17 protein-coding genes are annotated in these 20,799 nt (G+C 40.5%); 9 read left to right on the plus strand and 8 right to left on the minus strand.

Features of this window, described 5'->3' with window-relative positions; genetic code table 11:
- Window positions 1-248: 248 nt before the first annotated feature.
- The 4 genes from nrfD to CKQ84_RS06570 all read right to left on the minus strand — a co-directional run bounded on the left by nrfD (window position 249) and on the right by CKQ84_RS06570 (window position 2,895).
- Window positions 249-1,190 (minus strand): cytochrome c nitrite reductase subunit NrfD, encoded by a 942-nt coding sequence (gene nrfD, locus CKQ84_RS06555; RefSeq protein WP_105250593.1) that lies wholly within the window; start codon window positions 1,188-1,190, stop codon window positions 249-251.
- Entirely contained in the window at window positions 1,187-1,873 is a 687-nt protein-coding gene (locus CKQ84_RS06560) for a 4Fe-4S dicluster domain-containing protein (RefSeq protein ID WP_105250594.1), read from the minus strand. The genes nrfD and CKQ84_RS06560 overlap by 4 nt, the downstream gene beginning before the upstream one ends.
- 4 nt (window positions 1,874-1,877) lie before the next feature.
- The gene (locus tag CKQ84_RS06565) at window positions 1,878-2,342 is read right to left on the minus strand and encodes a cytochrome c3 family protein (RefSeq protein ID WP_105250595.1); all 465 of its coding nucleotides are present in this window, start codon (window positions 2,340-2,342) and stop codon (window positions 1,878-1,880) included.
- A gap of 76 nt (window positions 2,343-2,418) precedes the next feature.
- Window positions 2,419-2,895: a DUF2726 domain-containing protein gene (locus CKQ84_RS06570; RefSeq protein ID WP_105250596.1), complete on the minus strand. Its 477-nt coding sequence runs from the start codon at window positions 2,893-2,895 to the stop codon at window positions 2,419-2,421.
- A gap of 410 nt (window positions 2,896-3,305) precedes the next feature.
- Here CKQ84_RS06570 and CKQ84_RS06575 point away from each other — a divergent pair, with 410 nt between their 5' ends.
- From CKQ84_RS06575 to menE, 5 genes are all read left to right on the plus strand, one after another.
- Window positions 3,306-4,274, plus strand: coding sequence for a LysR family transcriptional regulator (locus CKQ84_RS06575; RefSeq protein ID WP_105250597.1), 969 nt, complete (start codon window positions 3,306-3,308; stop codon window positions 4,272-4,274).
- 185 nt (window positions 4,275-4,459) lie between these two features.
- Window positions 4,460-6,181: a 2-succinyl-5-enolpyruvyl-6-hydroxy-3-cyclohexene-1-carboxylic-acid synthase gene (menD, locus tag CKQ84_RS06580; RefSeq protein WP_105250598.1), complete on the plus strand. Its 1,722-nt coding sequence runs from the start codon at window positions 4,460-4,462 to the stop codon at window positions 6,179-6,181.
- On the plus strand, window positions 6,181-6,975 hold the full coding sequence (menH, locus tag CKQ84_RS06585; RefSeq protein ID WP_105250599.1) for a 2-succinyl-6-hydroxy-2,4-cyclohexadiene-1-carboxylate synthase: 795 nt from the start codon (window positions 6,181-6,183) through the stop codon (window positions 6,973-6,975). Before menD ends, menH begins: the two co-directional genes overlap by 1 nt.
- Before the next feature lie 26 nt (window positions 6,976-7,001).
- On the plus strand, window positions 7,002-8,114 hold the full coding sequence (menC, locus tag CKQ84_RS06590; RefSeq protein WP_105250600.1) for an o-succinylbenzoate synthase: 1,113 nt from the start codon (window positions 7,002-7,004) through the stop codon (window positions 8,112-8,114).
- On the plus strand, window positions 8,107-9,522 hold the full coding sequence (menE, locus tag CKQ84_RS06595) for an o-succinylbenzoate--CoA ligase (protein WP_105250601.1): 1,416 nt from the start codon (window positions 8,107-8,109) through the stop codon (window positions 9,520-9,522). The genes menC and menE overlap by 8 nt, the downstream gene beginning before the upstream one ends.
- A gap of 4 nt (window positions 9,523-9,526) precedes the next feature.
- Here menE and CKQ84_RS06600 read toward each other — a convergent pair whose 3' ends face one another.
- Complete coding sequence (locus CKQ84_RS06600; RefSeq protein ID WP_105250602.1) at window positions 9,527-10,756, minus strand: EAL domain-containing protein; 1,230 nt, start codon at window positions 10,754-10,756, stop codon at window positions 9,527-9,529.
- A gap of 326 nt (window positions 10,757-11,082) precedes the next feature.
- Here CKQ84_RS06600 and CKQ84_RS06605 point away from each other — a divergent pair, with 326 nt between their 5' ends.
- The 4 genes from CKQ84_RS06605 to CKQ84_RS06620 all read left to right on the plus strand — a co-directional run bounded on the left by CKQ84_RS06605 (window position 11,083) and on the right by CKQ84_RS06620 (window position 16,808).
- Window positions 11,083-11,709, plus strand: coding sequence for a response regulator transcription factor (locus CKQ84_RS06605; protein WP_105250603.1), 627 nt, complete (start codon window positions 11,083-11,085; stop codon window positions 11,707-11,709).
- Window positions 11,706-15,305, plus strand: a complete 3,600-nt coding sequence (locus CKQ84_RS06610; RefSeq protein WP_105250604.1) for a transporter substrate-binding domain-containing protein — start codon at window positions 11,706-11,708, stop codon at window positions 15,303-15,305. The genes CKQ84_RS06605 and CKQ84_RS06610 overlap by 4 nt, the downstream gene beginning before the upstream one ends.
- Window positions 15,306-15,809: 504 nt before the next feature.
- The gene (locus CKQ84_RS06615; protein WP_105250605.1) at window positions 15,810-16,085 is read left to right on the plus strand and encodes a hypothetical protein; all 276 of its coding nucleotides are present in this window, start codon (window positions 15,810-15,812) and stop codon (window positions 16,083-16,085) included.
- A 45-nt stretch (window positions 16,086-16,130) separates the two neighbouring features.
- Window positions 16,131-16,808 carry a molecular chaperone gene (locus CKQ84_RS06620; protein WP_105250606.1) on the plus strand — a complete coding sequence of 226 codons (678 nt, stop codon included), beginning with the start codon at window positions 16,131-16,133 and terminating at the stop codon, window positions 16,806-16,808.
- A gap of 23 nt (window positions 16,809-16,831) precedes the next feature.
- Here CKQ84_RS06620 and CKQ84_RS06625 read toward each other — a convergent pair whose 3' ends face one another.
- The 3 genes from CKQ84_RS06625 to CKQ84_RS06635 all read right to left on the minus strand — a co-directional run bounded on the left by CKQ84_RS06625 (window position 16,832) and on the right by CKQ84_RS06635 (window position 20,714).
- Window positions 16,832-17,398 (minus strand): DUF1566 domain-containing protein, encoded by a 567-nt coding sequence (locus CKQ84_RS06625; RefSeq protein ID WP_105250607.1) that lies wholly within the window; start codon window positions 17,396-17,398, stop codon window positions 16,832-16,834.
- 59 nt (window positions 17,399-17,457) lie between these two features.
- Window positions 17,458-19,818 carry a DUF1566 domain-containing protein gene (locus tag CKQ84_RS06630; protein ID WP_105250608.1) on the minus strand — a complete coding sequence of 787 codons (2,361 nt, stop codon included), beginning with the start codon at window positions 19,816-19,818 and terminating at the stop codon, window positions 17,458-17,460.
- Window positions 19,819-19,985: 167 nt separating this feature from the next.
- Window positions 19,986-20,714 carry a hypothetical protein gene (locus CKQ84_RS06635; protein ID WP_105250609.1) on the minus strand — a complete coding sequence of 243 codons (729 nt, stop codon included), beginning with the start codon at window positions 20,712-20,714 and terminating at the stop codon, window positions 19,986-19,988.
- Window positions 20,715-20,799 lie beyond the last annotated feature (85 nt).

Consider the following 20,799-nt stretch of genomic DNA (forward strand, 5'->3'; position numbering starts at 1 on the left):
AAACGCCACCCTTAGGAATAAGGTGGCGAGGCCCGTTTGGAGGCAGGGCAAAATATTGAAGTGTAAAATATGGCATCCTTGCCCAGCGACCTCCCTGTTACACAACCAACCGCGGCTAGACTTAACCCTTGAGAGCTCAGCCAGCGCCGCAAGGGCCTCATCTACAATGTTTTCCTTTGACATTGTTTCCGCGATCCGTCGATTCCATTGATTATTATGATTTTTTCGTCATTAATTAACGATACGCCTTAAGCGATCGTCATTTGTCCTGTATAGAGTATGAAGTTACGTAGCAGTAATACCCCTATCAAGCTCAAGCAAGCCGTCCCCGCCACGTAGGCCCATTTCCGTTTAGATGTCGCCGTCATAAACAGATTCATCGCCAATGGTCCCGACAAACCGAGTCCAATAATACCAAGCCAGAAAATCCATCCCCAGAAGCCATACCCTAAGGCATTAAAGGCGGCAATTTTACTCTGTCCACCTGTTAGCACTAAGCCCATAAAGAAGGTAAAAATCAGCACGATTTCGACTAAAATCAGTGGGATTTCAACCTTGTGGATAAAGTGCACCTCTTTGTCATTAGGTTTGCCATTCATCAACACGCCACCGAGTAAAGATGATGCCGCACCGGAAGACAAACCAGATGCCAAAAACAGCAGAGGTAACACAGGGTTTTTAAGCATGGGATAGCCTGGCAAGGCCGAGAGCAGGAAGCCTGTGTACGCGCCCAATGCCAAGGATAGAATCACGAGCAATCCTGTAATTGTCGCTTCAAATCGAGCCAATAATGCGGTCAACTTAAGCACAATAGGAAAGCGTGTTTCACACCAAGCATCAACAGGTTTACGGAAGGTCAAACCAATCCACATAAACATAAATACTTGGTAAATCAGCAGAATAAGCACGCCCATCGACATGACAGATTTAGGGTTGTAGAACACCAAAATCTTCCAAAAATCGAGAGGTTTAGTTAAGTCTGCGACCAATATCCCTAACCCGGCCATCACAGCTACAGGCGCGACAATACAAGCGGCTCGCACAAAACCAGACTGATAGGCGTTTTGCTTCAAAACAAAATGTTTCAACAGTACGGCGAAGAACATGGCTCCCGCAGATACACCCGCTAAAAACAGGTAAATTGCAATCGGCCAATGCCACACTAAGGTATCAAAATGTAGGGCACTCATAGTATCACCTCCCCTGATTTTGCAACGATACGGAACAATTTAGGTCTCGTTCCAAGATCAACCTTAGTGCGCTGGGTTGGATTAGACCGCAGAACTTGAACAACCTCAGAAGTCGGATCTTTTAAATTACCGAACACGAGTGCCTTTGTTGGGCAAGCAGCAACACAGGCAGGTTGTTTACCTTGAGCTAGGTTAGTTTCTCGGCAGAAATCACACTTATCCGCCGCATGGGTGACAGGATTAATAAAACGGACTTGATAAGGACAAGCTGCAATACAGTATTGGCAACCTACGCATTTCCATGCATCGACAGAAACGATACCCGTTTCTTTATCAATAAATGCAGCTCCCGTTGGGCATACATTTACACAGGGCGCGTCTTCACAATGCTGACAGGACTTGCGACTAAAGTGATAAAACTGATTAGGGTATTCGCCAAAGGGACCCGCTTGCTTAATTTGAAGCCTAGACACACCTTCGGGTACATTATTCACTTCACGACAAGCCACCTCACACGCTTGGCAACCTATACACTTAGTTTCATCATGAATAAGTGCATATTTGACATCAGGTTCTGCTTTAACGCTATCCGATGCATTCACTGTGGCGAGTAATGATGCACCTGTAGCGCCGGCAAATAAGGCACAGGTGCCTTTTAGAAATCTTCTTTTTGAATTTTCCATAACCTTACTCCTGCTTGCCAGTGTGGCAACTGCTACATAGCTCACTGCGAACCTTCGGCGTCATATCCGCCATTGGATCCGTTGGGCTATGTAATTTATGGCAGGCGGCACAAGGCACTTTTTGAGCATGTACGTTATGCGTCCAATCTGCACCACTGAGTTTTTTCTTGGTATGACACTTCTGACACACTCTCAGCTGAACCGTCAGATCCGACGATTCTTCCATACCAAAGACCACCATATCATTCGGTTTCTTAGGGTGATCGCCCTTTTCTCCATGACAGGAAGAACAGCTCATTTTCATCGCATCTTGACCATGATGCCCTAACATTTGACCATTACGCTTGTGACACTTCATACAAGCATCACTGTTAATTTGATTGGCTGGCTCAGCACTCATTGCAGAAAAGCTTAAAAGCAACGCAGCAGCACCTAAGCGTAACGACCACAGCCATTGTCTTTTGGACATAGGAAGTCCTCACATTTATCCGTAGGAAGGTAAAGAAGGGGTCGAGTTCGGATAATTCCGAACCCGACGGTCAAGATCACACAGCCAAGGCTTGCTTAAGACTCTGAGTATCCCACTGCTTATGCTGGTTCATTTCAATGAAACTGATATTGAATTTGCTAAACAGTTTTTTCAGTGGTGAATTAGTTTCTTTGCCAAAGTCACTGATAACCATTTTCACTTCAGATGAATCATGGTCGATCAATACATAATCGAGTCGGCATTCATGATTTAATTCCGTATCATGTTTGTCCATCTCAAATACAGTGTCTAATGGTACGTTACAACAAACATCGTATTTACCTTCAACAACTGTTTTTAATGATTTAAAAAAATTGAAGCTTTGTTTATCAAACAATACTGGTTTAAGTTTCATCTCATGATGTGCGGCTTCATCAGGACCTGCTTTAAAAAACTTAATGCAAGTCATGACAAACATCACAAACACGAATGGTACTGCTACGAATAGTACGAAGTACATAAACGCATAGCTGAGAATGACTGAAGTATTCATACACGCCTCCAAAAACTAATTTATTTTTTGTTATCTCCTTTAAAGCAACTTTAGTATTATTTGAAAACACTTATCTTTTCTTGACACATGTCACACTTACAAATAACAACTTAAATATAAACAATGATTTAAATAGCTCGTCACATTGCAAAATTATGTAAATCTTAAATACAAATATTGATACTTGATAATTCAGTATTTGCATTTTAAATATGTAAATATCAGTTTTTGAAATTTTAAATTTTATGAAAAAACCATTTTAAACATTAAAAATAAAACAAAAAAACCTTTGATACACATAGATAAAACCTAGATCCAAAACTTGGGATTAGTTTCACATTAAAATTATTAATTAGCACCATAATTAGGCATTGATTTAAGTATTTGCTCAATATTAAGGAATATAAAAAATGCACATTAGTAACATGGATGGCCTCGATATTCTGAGTTTAAAAATACTTGTTTCATTATATGAGAACAAGTCAGCAACCTATGTATCGAAAGCGCTAGACATCCCAGCTCCTAAAATCAGCCGTAGCCTTAAAAATCTACGGGAAATTTTTGGTGATGAGTTATTTATTCGTCGTAAATATGGCTTATTCCCAAATGAGTTTGCTACTCATTTATATCCAATTGCAAAAGAAGCAATTGAGTGTACTGATAAGTTTCAAAAAGCCAGAATAGCAAACACTCGCCAAGTTAAGACACATGTCGAAATAGCAGCGCCAGGATTAATTGCCTACACATTCCCTAAGGCCTTGATGCAGGCTATTAAAGAAGAGCAAAAACCCATGCACATTAATATAAACCCTTGGTCTATGCATACGACTCAAGACATTATTAATGGTGATACAACCCTAGGTATTTGTTGCAATAAAAGTGCTGCCGATGTTGCCGCCTTCGGCGATAAACTGCTAACAACTGAATTGCAACGTATGGACAAACTCTACCTGATTGCTAGCAGGCATCATCCTATTTTTAAACGGGAAATCACCCTAGAAACGATTGCGGAATACCCCTATGTCAATACGGATCTTGGTAATCCCAGCACCAAATTGAGTCCATACCAAGAGTTTTGCATAACAAATGGCATTAAGCTCAATACTGAAATTACCATTACCAGTATTTCAAGTTTGTTTGAATATCTAGGCGAAAGTAATGCAGTCTCCCTATTGCCTTATCGGATAGTTTACGAAATGGTGAGTGATATTCCTGAACTGCATACGTGTCAACTATCGCAGTATGAAGCAGAACGTTTATATGCAGATACAGAAACCCCAACGATTTTCTTAGTGCAAAAAAATCAGCCTAATGCAATCAATGAGGACTTGAAATGGTTAAGCGGAGAGATTAAAAAAATCGTCGATCGTATTATCTAGCCAAGCAATAGCTCAACATATCCAAACAACAAACCACCGATACACGAGGTGATAGGCATCCTCTGCCTTAGCTTAGGCTCCACCTCAGCCCCCATGCGATCCACTCGAGAATTGTTAAACCAAGCATACATCTTGGAGCATAAACACGTTACACTAAGCCCATCTTTATCCTAATAGATTCAGCTATGCGGACCGAAAATACAGCCACTCTTAATCTTATTTGGGGCGCCCTTATTCTTGAGGAGTTAGCACGTCTTGGCGTGCAACATGTGTGTATGGCGCCGGGCTCGCGCTCAACACCGTTAACCCTCGCCGCCGCCCAGCAAACTAAACTCCAGCGTCACTTACATTTCGACGAGCGTGGGCTTGGCTTTATGGCCTTAGGTCTAGCAAAAGCTAGCCGCGCACCGGTCGCCATCATTACGACCTCAGGCACAGCAGTCGCCAACTTGTACCCTGCCATTGTGGAGGCATGGCTGACCCATGTACCTTTAATCGTCTTAAGTGGCGATCGTCCGCCAGAATTACTCGGCTGCGGTGCTAATCAAGCCATAGTCCAACCGGGAATTTTTGCGAATTACGCCACTCAAGTGAATTTGCCAACACCGGATACACATATCGCACCGCAGGCGTTGCTTACCACAGTGGATGAAGCGGTGGCGAATCAAACTCGTCCAGTGCACATCAACTGCATGTACCGTGAGCCCTTGTATCCGAGTGAACTCGGTGGCGCGATTCTCGATGCCGAATCACCCTACCTCAAACCATTGCAAACTTGGCTGCAGCTCGCACGCCCGTATACCCAATACGGTAAGAGCAAACAGGTGAGCAGCCCAAGTGATGATGCCATTATGCGGTTCGTCCACGGTAAAGGGGTGATCGTTGTCGGCACTCTCACGCCTGAACAAGATCCACAGCAACTAATTGCCCTATCGCAAAAAATCGGCTGGCCATTACTTACCGATGCCCAGTCGCAACTGCGTCAGCATCCCGCGGCAATAGGTAATATTGATCAACTGCTGCAACATCCAAGGGCACGCAATCTATTGCAGGAAGCGGATCGTGTACTCGTATTCGGCGGCCGTTTATTATCAAAACGCTTGATAGGCTATCTCGCCGAGCAAAATTGGCACAGCTATTGGCAGGTTTTACCAGAACAAGACAGGCTTGACCCTAGCCACAATGCTAAACACATTTGGCACGCGAATGCACAGCAGTTTGCGGCCTTAAATTGGTATCGCTCATCCTCGGCAAACTGGGCGAATACCCTAATCACCTATAATGATGAATTGCATAACTTATTTGTGCGCAATATCGACCAAGGGGAATTTGGTGAAGCACAAGTTGTGCGGGCCATCGCCAATACTCGTCCGCTAGAACAGCAGCTTTTTATCGGCAATAGCCTGCCTGTACGCTTGTACGACATGTATGCCCCTGTCAGTTGTTGTACGGCAACCACTTATACTAATCGTGGCGCATCGGGTATTGACGGATTACTCGCCACCGCCTGCGGTATTGCGGCCCATGAAGGCAAACCCACGAGTTTAATCATCGGTGATTTATCACAACTGCACGATCTTAACTCGCTGGCCATCGCTAAAGGCTTAACCAGCCCGCTGGTGATCGTGATCCTCAATAATGATGGCGGTAATATCTTCAACTTATTGCCTGTTCCCAATGAACAAGTCCGTAGCGATTATTATCGACTTAGCCACGGTTTAGAATTTGGCTACGCCGCAGCTATGTTTAATTTACCCTATAATCAAGTGGATAATTTAGCCGATTTTCAAGATAGCTATAATGAAGCGCTGGATTTTCAGGGGGCTTCGATCATTGAAGTCAATGTAAGTCAAACACAAGCCAGCGACCAAATCGCCGAGCTCAACTTGTGGGTGAAACAAAGCTAATGCCAACCATGGCCCGTTACGGCGATCCTTCACTACCGACCTTAGTGTTACTGCATGGCTTTTTAGGCACTAAGACCGACTGGTTGCCGTTAATGCCTGCGCTAAGCCAGCACTTTTATTGTATTTGTTTGGATCTGCCGGGCCATGGTGATAATCAAGCTGAAGGGTCGACTGAGGCTAAGCTCGATTTCGACTTTTGCGTCGAAAACATAATGGCGCGGCTCGATAGCCTTAATCCAAGTCCCGACCAATTTCATCTCTACGGTTATTCCTTAGGTGGGCGTATCGCCTTGCACCTTGCAAAAGCTTATCCGCAGCGCTTGTTAAGTCTGAACCTCGAATCCTGCCACCCAGGGCAGGTAGACCCGAAAGAAAAAACGGCCAGAACCAAGAATGATGCTCAATGGGCCGAGCGTTTATTGCATCTGGCTAGCAAAGATTTTTTAAACTTGTGGTATCAGCAGCCCGTGTTTGCCGACATGACTGCGGCCAAACGAAAAACCTTAATCGAGCATCGTTCTGCAGCATTAGATCTGCATCCTAAACAGCGGCTTAAAGAGGTATTCATTGCCACCTCACTCGCACACCAAGCATCGATGTGGGATGTACCTTTGCAGCTTACCTGTGAGTGCCATTTCTTTGCTGGCAACCAAGATGCTAAGTTCCACGCCCTCGCCCAAGAGTGGCAATTACACGCGCCTATCCTCGTCCATAGTATTCACGGCGCCGGCCACAACATACACCAAGCCGCTCCCGAGGCATTAACCTCAAAAATAGTGAAGTTGCTAGGGTAATGACAGAATTAAAATGTAGGAAATATATGATATTAACTTCGCTTAACCTGTATCAATATCGACTACCGCTCGACGTATTATTGCCCGTCGGTAAGCAACGTATCGATCACAGAGCGGGATTAGTACTACAAGCCAGTGTCAGTGCCAGCGCTAATGTTGGTGGCGAGCATAGACAAGTCGAAGTTGAAATTGCCCCACTCTCTGGCATAGATGTCGATGAACAAGCCTTGATGGGGTTCAGCCGTGAAACACTCACTCAAGTGCAAACGGCTTTGACTGGATTATTACCCCAACTCTGCGGTCAGCATATTGATACATTGCTGGAATGCGCCGAGCAAAGTCCTTACCCTTCTTTGGCCTTTGGTTTAAGTCTGTTACATGCCAAGTTAATGGGCAAACTCGATGCCATCCGTCCACAAACGGCCACAGTCCCTTTGATTTATCATCCAACGGATGCCAGCAAAGACTTGCTCGATAGCAAAATTGCCGCCCTTAGCAGGAATGTTCGTTCGGTGAAAGTCAAAGTCGCGCAAACTTCAATCGAAGATGAACTAAGCCTGATTTATGGCATTTTACGTACCCGCCCCGATCTCAAATTGCGTTTGGACGCGAACCGAGGGTTTACACTTGAGCAAGCAATCGAATTTGCCGCTTGCTTGCCCCTAGAGACCATAGAGTACATTGAAGAACCTTGCCTGAATCATCATGATAATCATGAATTTTATCAAGCAATTGGTATACCCTACGCCCTCGATGAATCGCTCAAGGATCCAGAATACCAGTTTGTAATGCAAAATGGCCTGACTGCGCTTGTCATCAAACCTATGCTGCTCGGCAGTATCGAAAAGCTAGCTAATTTAATCGATACGGCGCAAAGCTATGGCGTACGTTGCATTATCAGTTCGAGTCTAGAGAGCAGTTTAGGCATTAATGATCTGGCCCATTTAGCCGCGATTCTCACTCCGGATGAAATCCCTGGGCTCGATACCCTCAGCGCCTTTAGCCAAGATTTAGTCGTGTCATCGGGTAAAAAATACTGCCTCACACTCGCGCAACTTGAGCCAATTGCACTGCATGCCATTGATTCAATGCAACAAAATGATGATACAGCTACAAGTGAGGGAAACGAGTTTGTCTAATGCCAGCCTATCAAAACCGCTTGCGCTGTCACCCGTGCACCAAGCTGCGCTTGCGTTTCCACAGCAGACAGCCATCAAGTTGGCGGGGGAAGACATTAGTTACTCAGAGCTTAGCCAGCGCGTTATCGCACTGGCTCAGCAGCTAAGCGCTGCGGGGATCTCAAACGGTGAGCCGCTCGCCTGTATTGCTAGCAATAATCTCGAGATCATTTGTCTCTATTGGGCCTGCATCGATATAGGAGTAATCTTTTTTCCTATCTCGCCACGTTTTCCCCTCGCGCAGATCCAAGACTTAATTGATCAACATCAGATCCGCTATGTTTGGAGTGCTGAGGTTTGTGAACTACAGAATTGTCATCACTTGCGCTTAAATTTCAATCGCGTTAGCAGTGACTTAGCTCTGCCTGTCGACTTTACTCGTCCAGCTAATGTGATTTTAACTTCAGGCTCTAGTGGCTTTCCCAAAGCGGCGGTGCATTGCTTAGCGAATCATATTGCCAATGCCGAAGGTGCCCGCAGCTTAATCCCACTCCAACAAGGTGATGCTTGGCTACTCTCCTTGCCCTTATTCCATATTGGCGGTCTTGCGATATTAAACCGCTGTGCCTTAGTCGGTGCCAGTATTGTCATACCAGATCAAGCGCTAAGTCTTAGTCAGCAAATTGACCAAGATAAGCTGACCCACCTCTCTTTGGTGCCTGCACAACTGAGTAAGTTATTAGCCGATACAAGTAGTAAACTTAAAAGTATCAAAGCCCTATTGCTGGGCGGCGGCGCAGTCTCGCTAGACTTACTCGCCGAGCTTAAGCAACGCAATATCGCCAGCTATACGAGTTACGGCATGACAGAAATGGGCTCGCAGATCACCACAGGTCCCGCATTAAGCGACGGCAGCAGTGGCAAATTACTCCCCAAGCGTGAGCTTAAAATCGAAAACGGTGTGATTTTGGTGCGAGGCGAATGCCTGTTTATGGGCTATCTCACCGCGGATGGAATACAAAAGTGCGTTGAACAAGACGACTGGTTTTACACCAAAGACAAGGGCGAATGGGACGAAAATGGTAATCTGCGCATTCTTGGCCGCGTCGATAATATGTTTATCTGCGGCGGCGAAAACATCCAGCCAGAAGAAATCGAAGCCGCGCTTAAACAACATCCACAAATAGACGATGCAATCGTTTTCGCCATACCAGATGTACAATTTGGCAATCTCCCTGCCGCCATCATTCGCGGCAGTTTAACCCACCACCCAGAGTCGATTGCAAATACGCTCGAACTATTCCTTGCCAACAAAATCGCCCGCTTCAAACGTCCAAGACAATATTATTCATGGCCAGAAAATAATGAACAAATAGGACTGAAAGTGAACCGAAAATCCTTGATCAGTGAGCTAACAAAAACAAGTTAATCCACTAAAACTCAAGGCTAAGCTCCTGTAATTCTTTAAGCTGTAAACTCGCAGGGAAAAAACGTTGGATAAATGTTTGCTCATCAATAGGACGAGAAAAACAAAAGCCCTGTCCAATCGTACAGCCAAGCTGTTGCAACAATACTAATTGGGAATTTGTTTCAATACCTTCTATCACTAACTCCATATTAAGTGCTTGTGATAACGCTATCACACTGGAAATTGCGGCTTGGCACCTAGGTTCAACACTAAGTTCACGCACAAAACAACCATCTAATTTAATTTGTGAGAAAGGCAATTCGCATAAACGTGCCAATGAAGAATGTGCAGCACCAAAATCATCAATCGCCAATTCAAATCCTAGCATTCGCAAGCGGATTAAATTCTCCATATTCACTGCTGGCGCAGCCAACAGGCCAGTCTCAGTAATTTCGAGGGTAATACTTTGAGGATGAATGTTAAATTTCTTTACCATATCGACAATCTGATACACTAATTTAGTCGAATTAAGTTGAGAGATATCGAGATTATAGGCGAGAGAAATCTGATTTCCTTGCTGTTGTAGTTGCTGTTGCAGAACACAACCTTGCTTAAACAGCTGCAAGAAAAGTTCATCGAGTAAGCCGTATGAAATGAGCGGCTCAATAAATACACCTGGACCTACAATCCCAAAATCTGGGTGATTCCAGCGCGCAAGCATTTCAGCACCTTTCAAGCTAAAACCGGCGACATCAAACTTAGGTTGATAAAAACCGACGAACTGACCCAGCTTTAATGCTTGTTCGAAATCTTCAAATGCGAAGCGAGTACAAACAATCGGACGGGAAGCTGTCTGACGCTTTTCAGTGCGACTATTAGTAAATCTATCAAGCATTCGCTGTAGATTCTCCACTGAGGGGCACTTTTTTAAATCTCCAAGATATTCAAAATTAAGCATTTTAATCATCTGTGATACAGCGCGCCTGAGCTCTTTATCAATACTACTAAATAATGCAACTGAAGCTATACCGTACTTCGCTTTAGCTTTACGCAAAAAAGATAGCCCATCAATACCGGCCATCATAAGATCGCAAATCACAATATCAGCATTATGATGCTCATCAAGCCAAGCAAGCGCATCTTGAGCTGCGCCAAAAGCAAAGACTTCAACATTGGCAAGAGACGCAAGATTATGCTCAAGTACTGCCCGCTGAAAGGGGTGATCTTCTAACACAATCACTCTTACCTTATCCATTGAATATCCTCAAAATTAAAATAATTTACAGCAAACAACATTTTTGATCGCTGGCACATAAAATGTAGCAACTTTAAGCTAGTATGATTAGTGTGGCATTTCAAACAATTGAAATCTGATTACGCGAAACAACCATACATAAAAGTTGATACTCTAGCAGAATGAGATTTTTTTGATGATTAAGTCCACTCTCTTCACCTATTCTACGACTATTATTCATTAGGCATCACCGAACAAAATGTAGGAAAAATCCTAATCACTTGAATTTATTTCACACAAGTGACTTACAAGGATAGAATCAAACTCAAATCGTCGCGGAGTTATAAATGAAGAGAAAAATATTAATAGTAGATGATCATCCAGTTGTTGTTTTAGCACTGAAAATCATTTTGGAACAAAGTGGCTTTGAAGTGATAGCAGAAACCAACAATGGTGTTGATGCGTTAAAACTCATTAAAGAACTCTCACCAGATGCAGTCATTCTCGATATTGGTATCCCCCAGTTAGATGGATTAGAAGTGATAGAAAGATCAAGAAATCTAGTTAAGAGCCCTCTAATATTAGTATTAACTGCACAACCATCAGATCACTTTGTCTCCCGCTGTATTCAAGCCGGCGCTTCAGGTTTTGTCTCTAAACAAAAGGATATGAATGAAGTCACTGGCGCGCTTAGAGCAATTCTCAGTGGTCATTCCTATTTCCCTATTGTTAACAATAGCAACATAATATCTAAATCCAGTCAAGATGAAGTTGAACTTATAAAAAAACTCTCAACTCGCGAAATGGCAGTTCTTCAACAATTAGCGGTAGGTTTATCGAATAAAGAAATAGCCGAACGTATGCTGCTCAGTAATAAGACTATAAGTACATATAAAACACGATTACTTGAAAAGTTAAACGCAAAAACCTTAGTAGATATAATTGACATAGCTAAAAGACACCAATTAATATGAATAAAACTAATCACGTATTTTTTTATATTATCTTTTTGTTACTGCCACTACTCTTACCTTTTTTATTATCAGCACATGCTGTAAATGCACCATACTATAAATTAAGTGGGCACCCTAATCTACATCCAGAACAGATAACACTTAGTAAAGAAGAACGTGATTACCTTAATAATAAGGCAACACTTAAAGTAGGGATCTCTGCACCTGATTATCATCCATTTGACATGACTATGAATGGAGAAAGTCAATATTATGAAGGGATAAGTGCAGACAACCTACAACTGATCAGTAAAATACTTAACATCAATATCGATATTATTCGGTATCCCACTAGAGAAGAGGTCATTAGTGCCGTAAAAACTGGTGAAATCGATTTATTAACTACAGCAAATAACTACGAAGAAAATAGCGGCCTGATTCTTTCTACTCCGTATATTACAGATAGGCCTACAGTTTTCAGAAACATATCATTAAAAGGGCCGATCAAATCAATTTCAGTGGCCTATGAATACCTGCCAGATGATTTAGTGAAGCAAAAATTACCTGCAACAACAATCGTGACCTATCCATCGAGGCAAGCCGCGGTTGCTGCTGCGGCATTTGGACAAACAGATGCAGTTCTCATTGATCTTGCATCGGCTAATTATCTAATAAATAATGTTTATTCTGGAAAACTCACATTCGAAACCTCACTTCAGATTAATTCGAAAGGAACCGCGTTTGCGATTGCACCAAGCAACACTATTTTATTGACAGTTTTAAACAAAGCAGTCAGTTCAATATCGGTAGATGAGAATAGACTCATCAGAAAGCGGTGGAGTGGTGGTGGATTTATTATACCAGAGCTAAATGAATTACCTAAATTTAATGACATTGAAAATCAGTGGATAAAAACACATCCAAAAATAAAAATGGTTGTTAATGAATACATGGCCCCATTAACATATATTGATAATCTAGGTAAGCCGGCTGGATATGCCATAGAAACTGCGGAGCTGATTAGCTTATATTCTGGCATCGATTTCGAATATGTCGTCACCAAACACTTTTCAGAACAACAAGAACTATTGACTGATAATCAAGATGTTTACCTAACAATACTCACCCCAAACACAAAAAGGTCTGAGCATTTTATATTTTCTAAAGAATTCTCCACATCTCCGTATGTTTATGTGCAACAGAAAAATACTGAAGACTCAATACTCCCAATTATAGCGGTACCTAAAGGTCATGCAGTTGAAACAGAAGTACGCCAACATCTAAAATTTAGAGGATTACTGTTTACAAGTAATTATATTGAAGCTTTAGATAAAGTTAAAAACGGCTCAGCTGACAGCACAATTATCCCTTTAAATGTTGCGGACTATTACACAAACAGCTATTTCAATGACCAACTTGAAGTTAGTCATGTGGTGAATGAAATACCGGATGTTACAGCGGCATTTGCACTTAAAAAATCCGAACATATACTCCAAGAGATCCTCAATAAAACCTTATTAACCATTCCCCCCAATGAGCTACAAGTACTTGAAAATCGCTGGAGGTTAAATACATTACCCGCAAACCAAACATGGAAAGACTACCGTTATACTATATATACGATTCTTATTGCTGCAACCATACTCATTTTAGCCTCAATTGGCTGGGCATTTTATACTCGTCGTCATTACAAACAACGTCTTGAAGCGAATCGGGCTCTTGATTCTCAATTATTATTTATGCAAGAAATTGTAGATGGTATTCCTCATCCTATATATGCACGTAATAAGGAGATGGAACTTATATTATGTAATGAAAGCTATATTGCTACTTTTAATATACCTCGAACTGAACTACTGAAAACGAACAATACAAAAGAGGCACTAAAACTGAATGAAGCTATTGAAATAGAACAAGAATATGCCAACGTACTAAAAACTGGCATAGCCAATTTCAAAGATAGAGAAATGCATATAAATGGCGTAAAGCTTAATGCTTACCATTGGTTCAAACCCTATAGAGATGCTACAGGGGAGATCGAAGGTATTGTTGGAGGCTGGATTGATATTAGTGACAGAATAAAACTTTTAGACGATCTCCAGCTGGCAAAAAATTTAGCAGAAAGTGCAAATGAAGCCAAAAGTACATTCTTAGCAACTATGAGTCATGAAATTCGTACACCTATGAATGCCATCATAGGAATGCTTGAGTTAGCCTTAAAAAGTGCTAATTCTAGACAGGTTGACTTAAATTCAATAAAAGTTGCTTACGACTCAGCCAACGGGTTGCTTGAACTTATTGGCGATATTTTAGATATCGCTCGCATTGAAGCGGGTCAACTAACGTTATCACCTGTTAGAACGGATCTAAATTCAATTGTGGCGTCCGTAGTTAGAGTCTTCAATGGTCTAGCCCATCAAAAGGGAATAAAACTAGAATTAGATTTCGATAATAAGATTAAGCAAGATGTATTGGTCGATCCTATGAGAATTAAACAAATTCTTTCAAATTTGATCGGCAATGCCATTAAATTTACCAACAAAGGTTCAGTGTCAATAAAGGTATATGTTGGTGATTCTGTTAACGAACAAGCTTTATATATCTTCACAGTCAAAGATACTGGTATAGGAATATCTGTTGAAGACCAAAAAAACCTGTTTAAACCATTTTCACAAGGGCATGGTTCCCACAACAATTATGGTGGAACTGGACTTGGACTAATGATATCGAAATCCCTTTGTGAGATGATGGGTGGCTCTTTACATTTACAGAGTGAGGAAAACTCAGGTACCGAAGTCAAAATGGAACTTAATCTAAAACAATTGGATAATTTAGATGACATTATAGAATCTCCTGCAGTAAGAGTTTCTCAATCTAAAAGTTCATTTCAAATCCTTATTGTCGACGATCACCCAGCAAATCGCTTACTACTTGCCCAACAACTCCGCTATCTAGGACACTCAGTAGATGAGGCTGATAATGGTGAGCTGGCACTAAAAATGTTTAGAGAACATGAATACCAGTTCATAGTAACAGACTGTAATATGCCTGAAATGGACGGGTACGAGCTTAGTAAAAGAATCCGCCAGCTAGAAGAAACATTCAGATTCAATACTTGTATTATTATTGGGTATACTGCTAATGCACAGATAGAAGTAAAACAAGCCTGTCTAGATGTAGGAATGGATGAGTGCCTATTTAAGCCGATAGGCCTTACAGAACTAGATCAAGCACTCAATAAGTTTGCAGAGCGAGTACAAAAAGAAAGCAGTAAAAAATATTGTGACTTTGATGCTAATGCTATCCTTAAACTCACCAGTAACAATAAAGAACTAGCTGCTAAGCTTCTGCGAGAACTAATATCATGCAATACAAATGACTTACAGAGTATTTTAAATTCAATTAAAAGTGAGGATTTTAGTCTAACTAAAAATCTTGCCCATAAAATAAAAGGGGCAGCAAAAATTATTGACGCGAACACCTTAATCTCTGTCTGTGAACAGATAGAGGTATCCAGTAGTTCAGAAGCAATGACACAGCTATCGACTCAACTCGAACATTGCATTCTATCACTCGAGCATGAAATTAAAATTTTCTTACCGTATTTCGAAAGTTGAACCTTGTCCAATATAATTTATTAATTTAGCAAAACTTAATTAAGTATCAGCTCTTATCTGTGGTTTTTTATTTTAAGGAGCGCTATGTGAGACTATCCGCATAGCGCTCTAGCGTATGTACGCTGGAAAAATGAGTTTGTATTTTACTATTGTAATTTTTAGCGTACAACGTCAGTCACTCAAAGCTATAGAGCCTTTACTAGATTCAAGCTAAAGTATAAAAATCAATATAATCAAAAGCTTATGTTGCCAAATCTATTTTAGATAGACAATTTTACTGCTGCTTGACTCTAACTTCCAGCTGCCATTTATGTATTCTCTAGCCTAATTGTTAGTCCTCTCCTTTGCGCCTCCTTCAATCACTTCATCTAAAAACACATCGCATAATTTAAAATTGTGCCGACTCAACGAACGATCAATAAAAATAACAACTTGACAACAAAAATATATCATCAATAATTCACTCATGTACAAAAACGCCATCGCACCTCTAAAGGAACAACTATGAGATACACACTTCTTTCAATATTTATTCTGATTTTTTGCGGACCAAGCTACGCAGCCACAGCTAGTATCGCTTTTTATGGCGTAGTGCCAGTTAAAGCATGCAGTGTAGACAAATATTTAACGAGTGAAGAGATAAATAAAGCGATCAGTGAAGAATGCAAAATGCAAATCGAAATTTTTGACAATACAACACAACTAGCTCAATCACTATCTAGTCATATAGCAATAAAAGAAAATGATAATAATCCTATCATTATTGTTCAATATCATTAAAATTACGTAATTACAACAACACTTAAATGTGTTTAAGGTTATAAGATGCGCCTATTTTTTATTATTTTAAAAGGTTTACTTATAACTGGCCTTATTACAGTTAACGCATTTTCGATTACACCACTCACTGGAACAAGAATAATATTTAATTTATCGGCAGAAAACGCATCGGCAGTTTTCGAAAACAATTCAGAAATTGAAAGCAAAATTAATGCATGGGTCACTGATATAGACAATAAAGCCGTTGAAAACTTTACCATAAATGTCTCAAACCCACTCCTTCAATCTAAAATGAAATCCACGATTACGATTAAAATAAGAAATAAAAATTTGATTTCAAAAAAACAAGAAAGCTTATATTGGTTAAATATAGCAGAAGATAAAAATAATCATATAAATAAAATAACCAGGATGAAGCTACTAATTCGACCACAAGGTTTAGCATTCATTGACCTTAACAAAGATCTTATTTTTTCAGAAGACGACAAAAAAATAATGATTAAAAATGACTCAGCCCATTATATTACAATCATAAACCTAACATTAAATCAGCAGGAAAGAATACTAGCAGAAGACTACATAGCACCATTTTCAAGCATAATACTAGAAAACTCATCCACACAAAATATTTTGTCAATGAATATTATTCAAGATTCTGGGATAACGTTAAATATAAAAAAACACCTATACCAAGACCATAGTTTGTATACAAATAAGCACTAAAACAACCTCCATTTATATTTTAGCTATTCCACTCCGCCTCGAACCATAAAAGTACCACACGCTCGTCCCATGGGAATATATCTAATATATATACCAGGAGTAATTGCATAAGCAACATTTGGAACCCCATATTTTGGAGTTGAAGTCCAAAACTCTGCATGAATATTTCCAAGCGGAAACACATTATTATCTATTCCAGCTGAAAAATTAGATATTGGCGAAGTTGGATTCATCATATCCACAATTGATAAAAACTCATTTTTATTTGGTACACGCCAGTCACTATAGCCTGCGGTAGTATCGATAGCCACTTTATTTAATAAATTACTCCAAGTAAACTTAGGATAATTTGGATCGCAAGAATTAGTATCGGCAAGATAAAGTGAGCCATAGGGGCAGCGACTCCACTGCAAACCAGTTAATAAATCAGTCGCTGTACCGTCGTTATGAATGAGATAACGCTCACTGGTTTCTTGGCCGCTTGCTGTCTGAAAAATCATCACCATTACACATATCACTAGTAATAATATTCTGTCAGAAGCAAAACAACGTCTAATATAAAAACAATCTTTATTCGAAAGTATAGACATCAATATAACACCCTAAAATTTAAATATAAATATATAACCCGTAGCAATGCATCTGCTAACTAGAATGGGTCATGAATTAAAACAGGGTTTATTACACCATGTTTAGAATATAAAATGCTTGCATCTATCATGATGATTGCAGTTGAGCTAACATTTACGTCTTGTATAGTGCCACTAGTATAAAAACTTCTCGTAAAATTAGGCCCAAAATAGCTTGGTTCAAAAACTTTCCCTGATTGCACTAGACTATTGTTCACTATGTTAAAAATTTCATTCGTCGTTGCTAAACGCCAATTTTTGGCTCCACAATGTTGGGCACTATTAACTCGAGCTAACCAAGCTTCAATATCAATAGCGCGATAAAACACTAAGCCAGCATAATGATCACCACTAGTTGAATTTGACTTCCACAGTGACCAAGTTAACCCAGTGTGATTATCTCGTAAGCAACTCCAAATAGTTCCTTCGGTTTCACTGCCATTATCACCTGCTATCCATTGGTTTGTCTGTATTGACAATGGCACCCCATCAACACCTATTTTGGTAAAGTCAAAACCGGCTAATCCAGCCCCAACCTTAATAAGATTTCCATCTCTGAACTGGGCATCTCTTCCAAAGTGAGCATCTTGTCTTAAGCCTACCCGACTGTCAGTACAATTTAACCCATTAGAGATATCCGATGCGCAGGTAGTAATACCAGTGTCGTTCAGCGTCAACACTTCATTCACAACCCAAATGTGATGACTTGCCGTTAATCCATTCTCAGACTCAACTGTAATCGCGACTGTCGAGGGCGCACTGACAGCAATCCCAGTCACAGTGCCCGCTTCTGTAACCGTTAGCTGATTAATTTCTGAAGTATCCCAGTAAACTCTTTTATTATAAGGATAACGAACACCACCTGCAGTGACACCATTTACCGCTAAGGTTTTTTTACTGCCTTTTGCAATTCGGTTTGGCCCTACTATCTCTAATGCAATAGGAACAACATCGACACAAGTCACAAAGTGATGTGCATTTAGGGGTGAAAAATTCGCGGCTTGTATACCTGTGTGCAAGTTAAACGTCTCTTTACCATAACTGTTTGAGGTCTGTGTCCAATAAACAATTCCAGCGGGCCAGCGTTGTTTATTGACACCACTAAAAACACTGCCTTCTTGCTGGTATAAAAGAGTCATTTCGAATAGCGTTGGCAAGCGCGCACCGATCATTTCGCAGTAGGCTTCTGCCATGGTATAGGTATAGACAGGTGTCTGGGCGCCGGTTAATGCGGTAGTGCCATTTCCGATGTCAATCGTCGCAAAACTTATTTCTGCAAATTTAGCTTGTGCAAATGTTAACGGTCCACTAAAAACTAAATCATCACCCACTGCAATATCCGAATATGGTCCTCCTACGGCAACACTAATCATGCCAATACCATATCCTCCCCTATGATCACTCACCACATAAGTAATATAGTGGATATCATTATTTGTTGGTTTAAAGGTAAATTTAGTTCCATTAAAATTTCCTGCAACTTGCTGAATGGCTAATTCACCGTTCCAACTATATACATCAATGAGCTGCAACTCATCATTATCAGTATCAAATATATATGGGGCGACATCGATAGTCGCCATCACGCCTAAAGCTATAGGTTCAGGATATTTAAAGTTATTAGCGACGGGGGCGCTGTTGTTTTCAACAGAAACTGCAACAGCAATACTGCCCAATTTTATCTGATTGTTATCAAGGCTATTAGTATAGCTGTACAGTAAACGAGCAACACCATGCCAGCCAGGTGTAGGCGTATACACGATTGTATTTGGTAATTCACCTTTTACAGCTGTACCTGAACCCAATACCATAATATATTCATCAAGCAAATAATCGCTTGGGATACCGCTATTGGCACTTAATGGGATACTGCCATTGATATTCAATAATAAGGAATTAATATCTAAAGTTAATGGCACATCTGTGGTGGTAAAAACGGATAGAGAAGGAAAATTTTCACTAGGTAATCTTGCATCAGTTATCGCGACGCGGCTGATACCGCTGGCACTTGCTGAACTGTCTGATTTAGAAACGATTGTATAGCGAAAGTCACAGACTTTGGCAAAGTCAGCAGAAATAAAAAATCCCTTTTCTGTCTGAGAAGCAGGCAAACAAGCGGTATCTGGTGTTAATGAGATGAGGTTAGTGAATTTTACCGCCGAACCGTCTGACACTCTGGCTTGACGAGTAAGATCCACAAAAAACTGTTCAGTTATTGGTGACAGCTCGAATACATCGGGAGCAAATACAGTCGGTATGACATTCACATTATTTGAACTGTTATCATCACTACCACCACCGCATCCCACTAAAACCAAACCAAGCAAAAGTGTAATCACGCCAAAGTAATTAACTATCTTTTTAATCTCAAAAGCACGCATGTACACCCCATCTTAATAACATATTAATTTATTACCCGTTATATAGGAGTAATAACATCTTTCAATTATAACTACTCCAGCGTTCATAACCTTGTAGGACTAATCCCAAAAAACAAAAAATCGAAGATATTTTTTAGAAACTAAAACACAGTTCAATTTCATAAAAATTATTTTATTGATAGCATGACTCTAAATTCTGCCTTTGCACTCTCATTATTATCCCATTTAAGCAGCAATGACGCTGGGGGGCAATACAGCTTGGCATCTCTCCTAAGTCCGTTAATTTTCTGCTGATTAAATGCATGTATATTTGTATAGTAAATAGCTAGCATGGCTGCATACGTATTAACATGCCATACCTCCGCATACTGTATTCCTAGTCGCCATAGCGTTTCATTTCCAGTGTAATTCAATAGGCAGGTGTCGGCCTTAGCATTAAGTGTGATAGCTTGTTGCTGAGAGGGTTTCTGGGTTAATAACGCTTGATCATTGCCTACTTGTCTCTCTAACTCATTTTCAGAAAAAAGCCCTACTGTCATCAACTCATGCCACTGAGCTTGAGTAGAATGTCGCACGATAATTTTCGCATTTATATCAGTAACTGGCACCACTCCCAGTAAAAGCAGCATAAATGGATTAAGTTGCTGCACCAATAAAACTTCTTCATCATCATGCTGTGCTAATACAAACTCTAAGTTTACCAATTCGTCGCTGGATACAACGATATTTAGCTTTAACATTGGCAGCTTACCTAATTCAAATAGGCGTTTATGTAAACTAATATGCTCAACTTGAGCATTTACATAGGGAATGAAGAATAAACATGCCACATTCAAAAAACACACTAAGAAAAAAGGTGAAATTCGCTTTAGTGTGATAAAATTAAAAATAATCAATAAAACACCTAATAACCTATTAACCTATTAACCTATTAACCTATTAACCTATTAACCTAATAACCTAATAACCTAATAAATAATT

Origin of the sequence: Shewanella sp. WE21 (assembly GCF_002966515.1) — a bacterium.
Lineage (GTDB): Bacteria > Pseudomonadota > Gammaproteobacteria > Enterobacterales > Shewanellaceae > Shewanella > Shewanella oncorhynchi.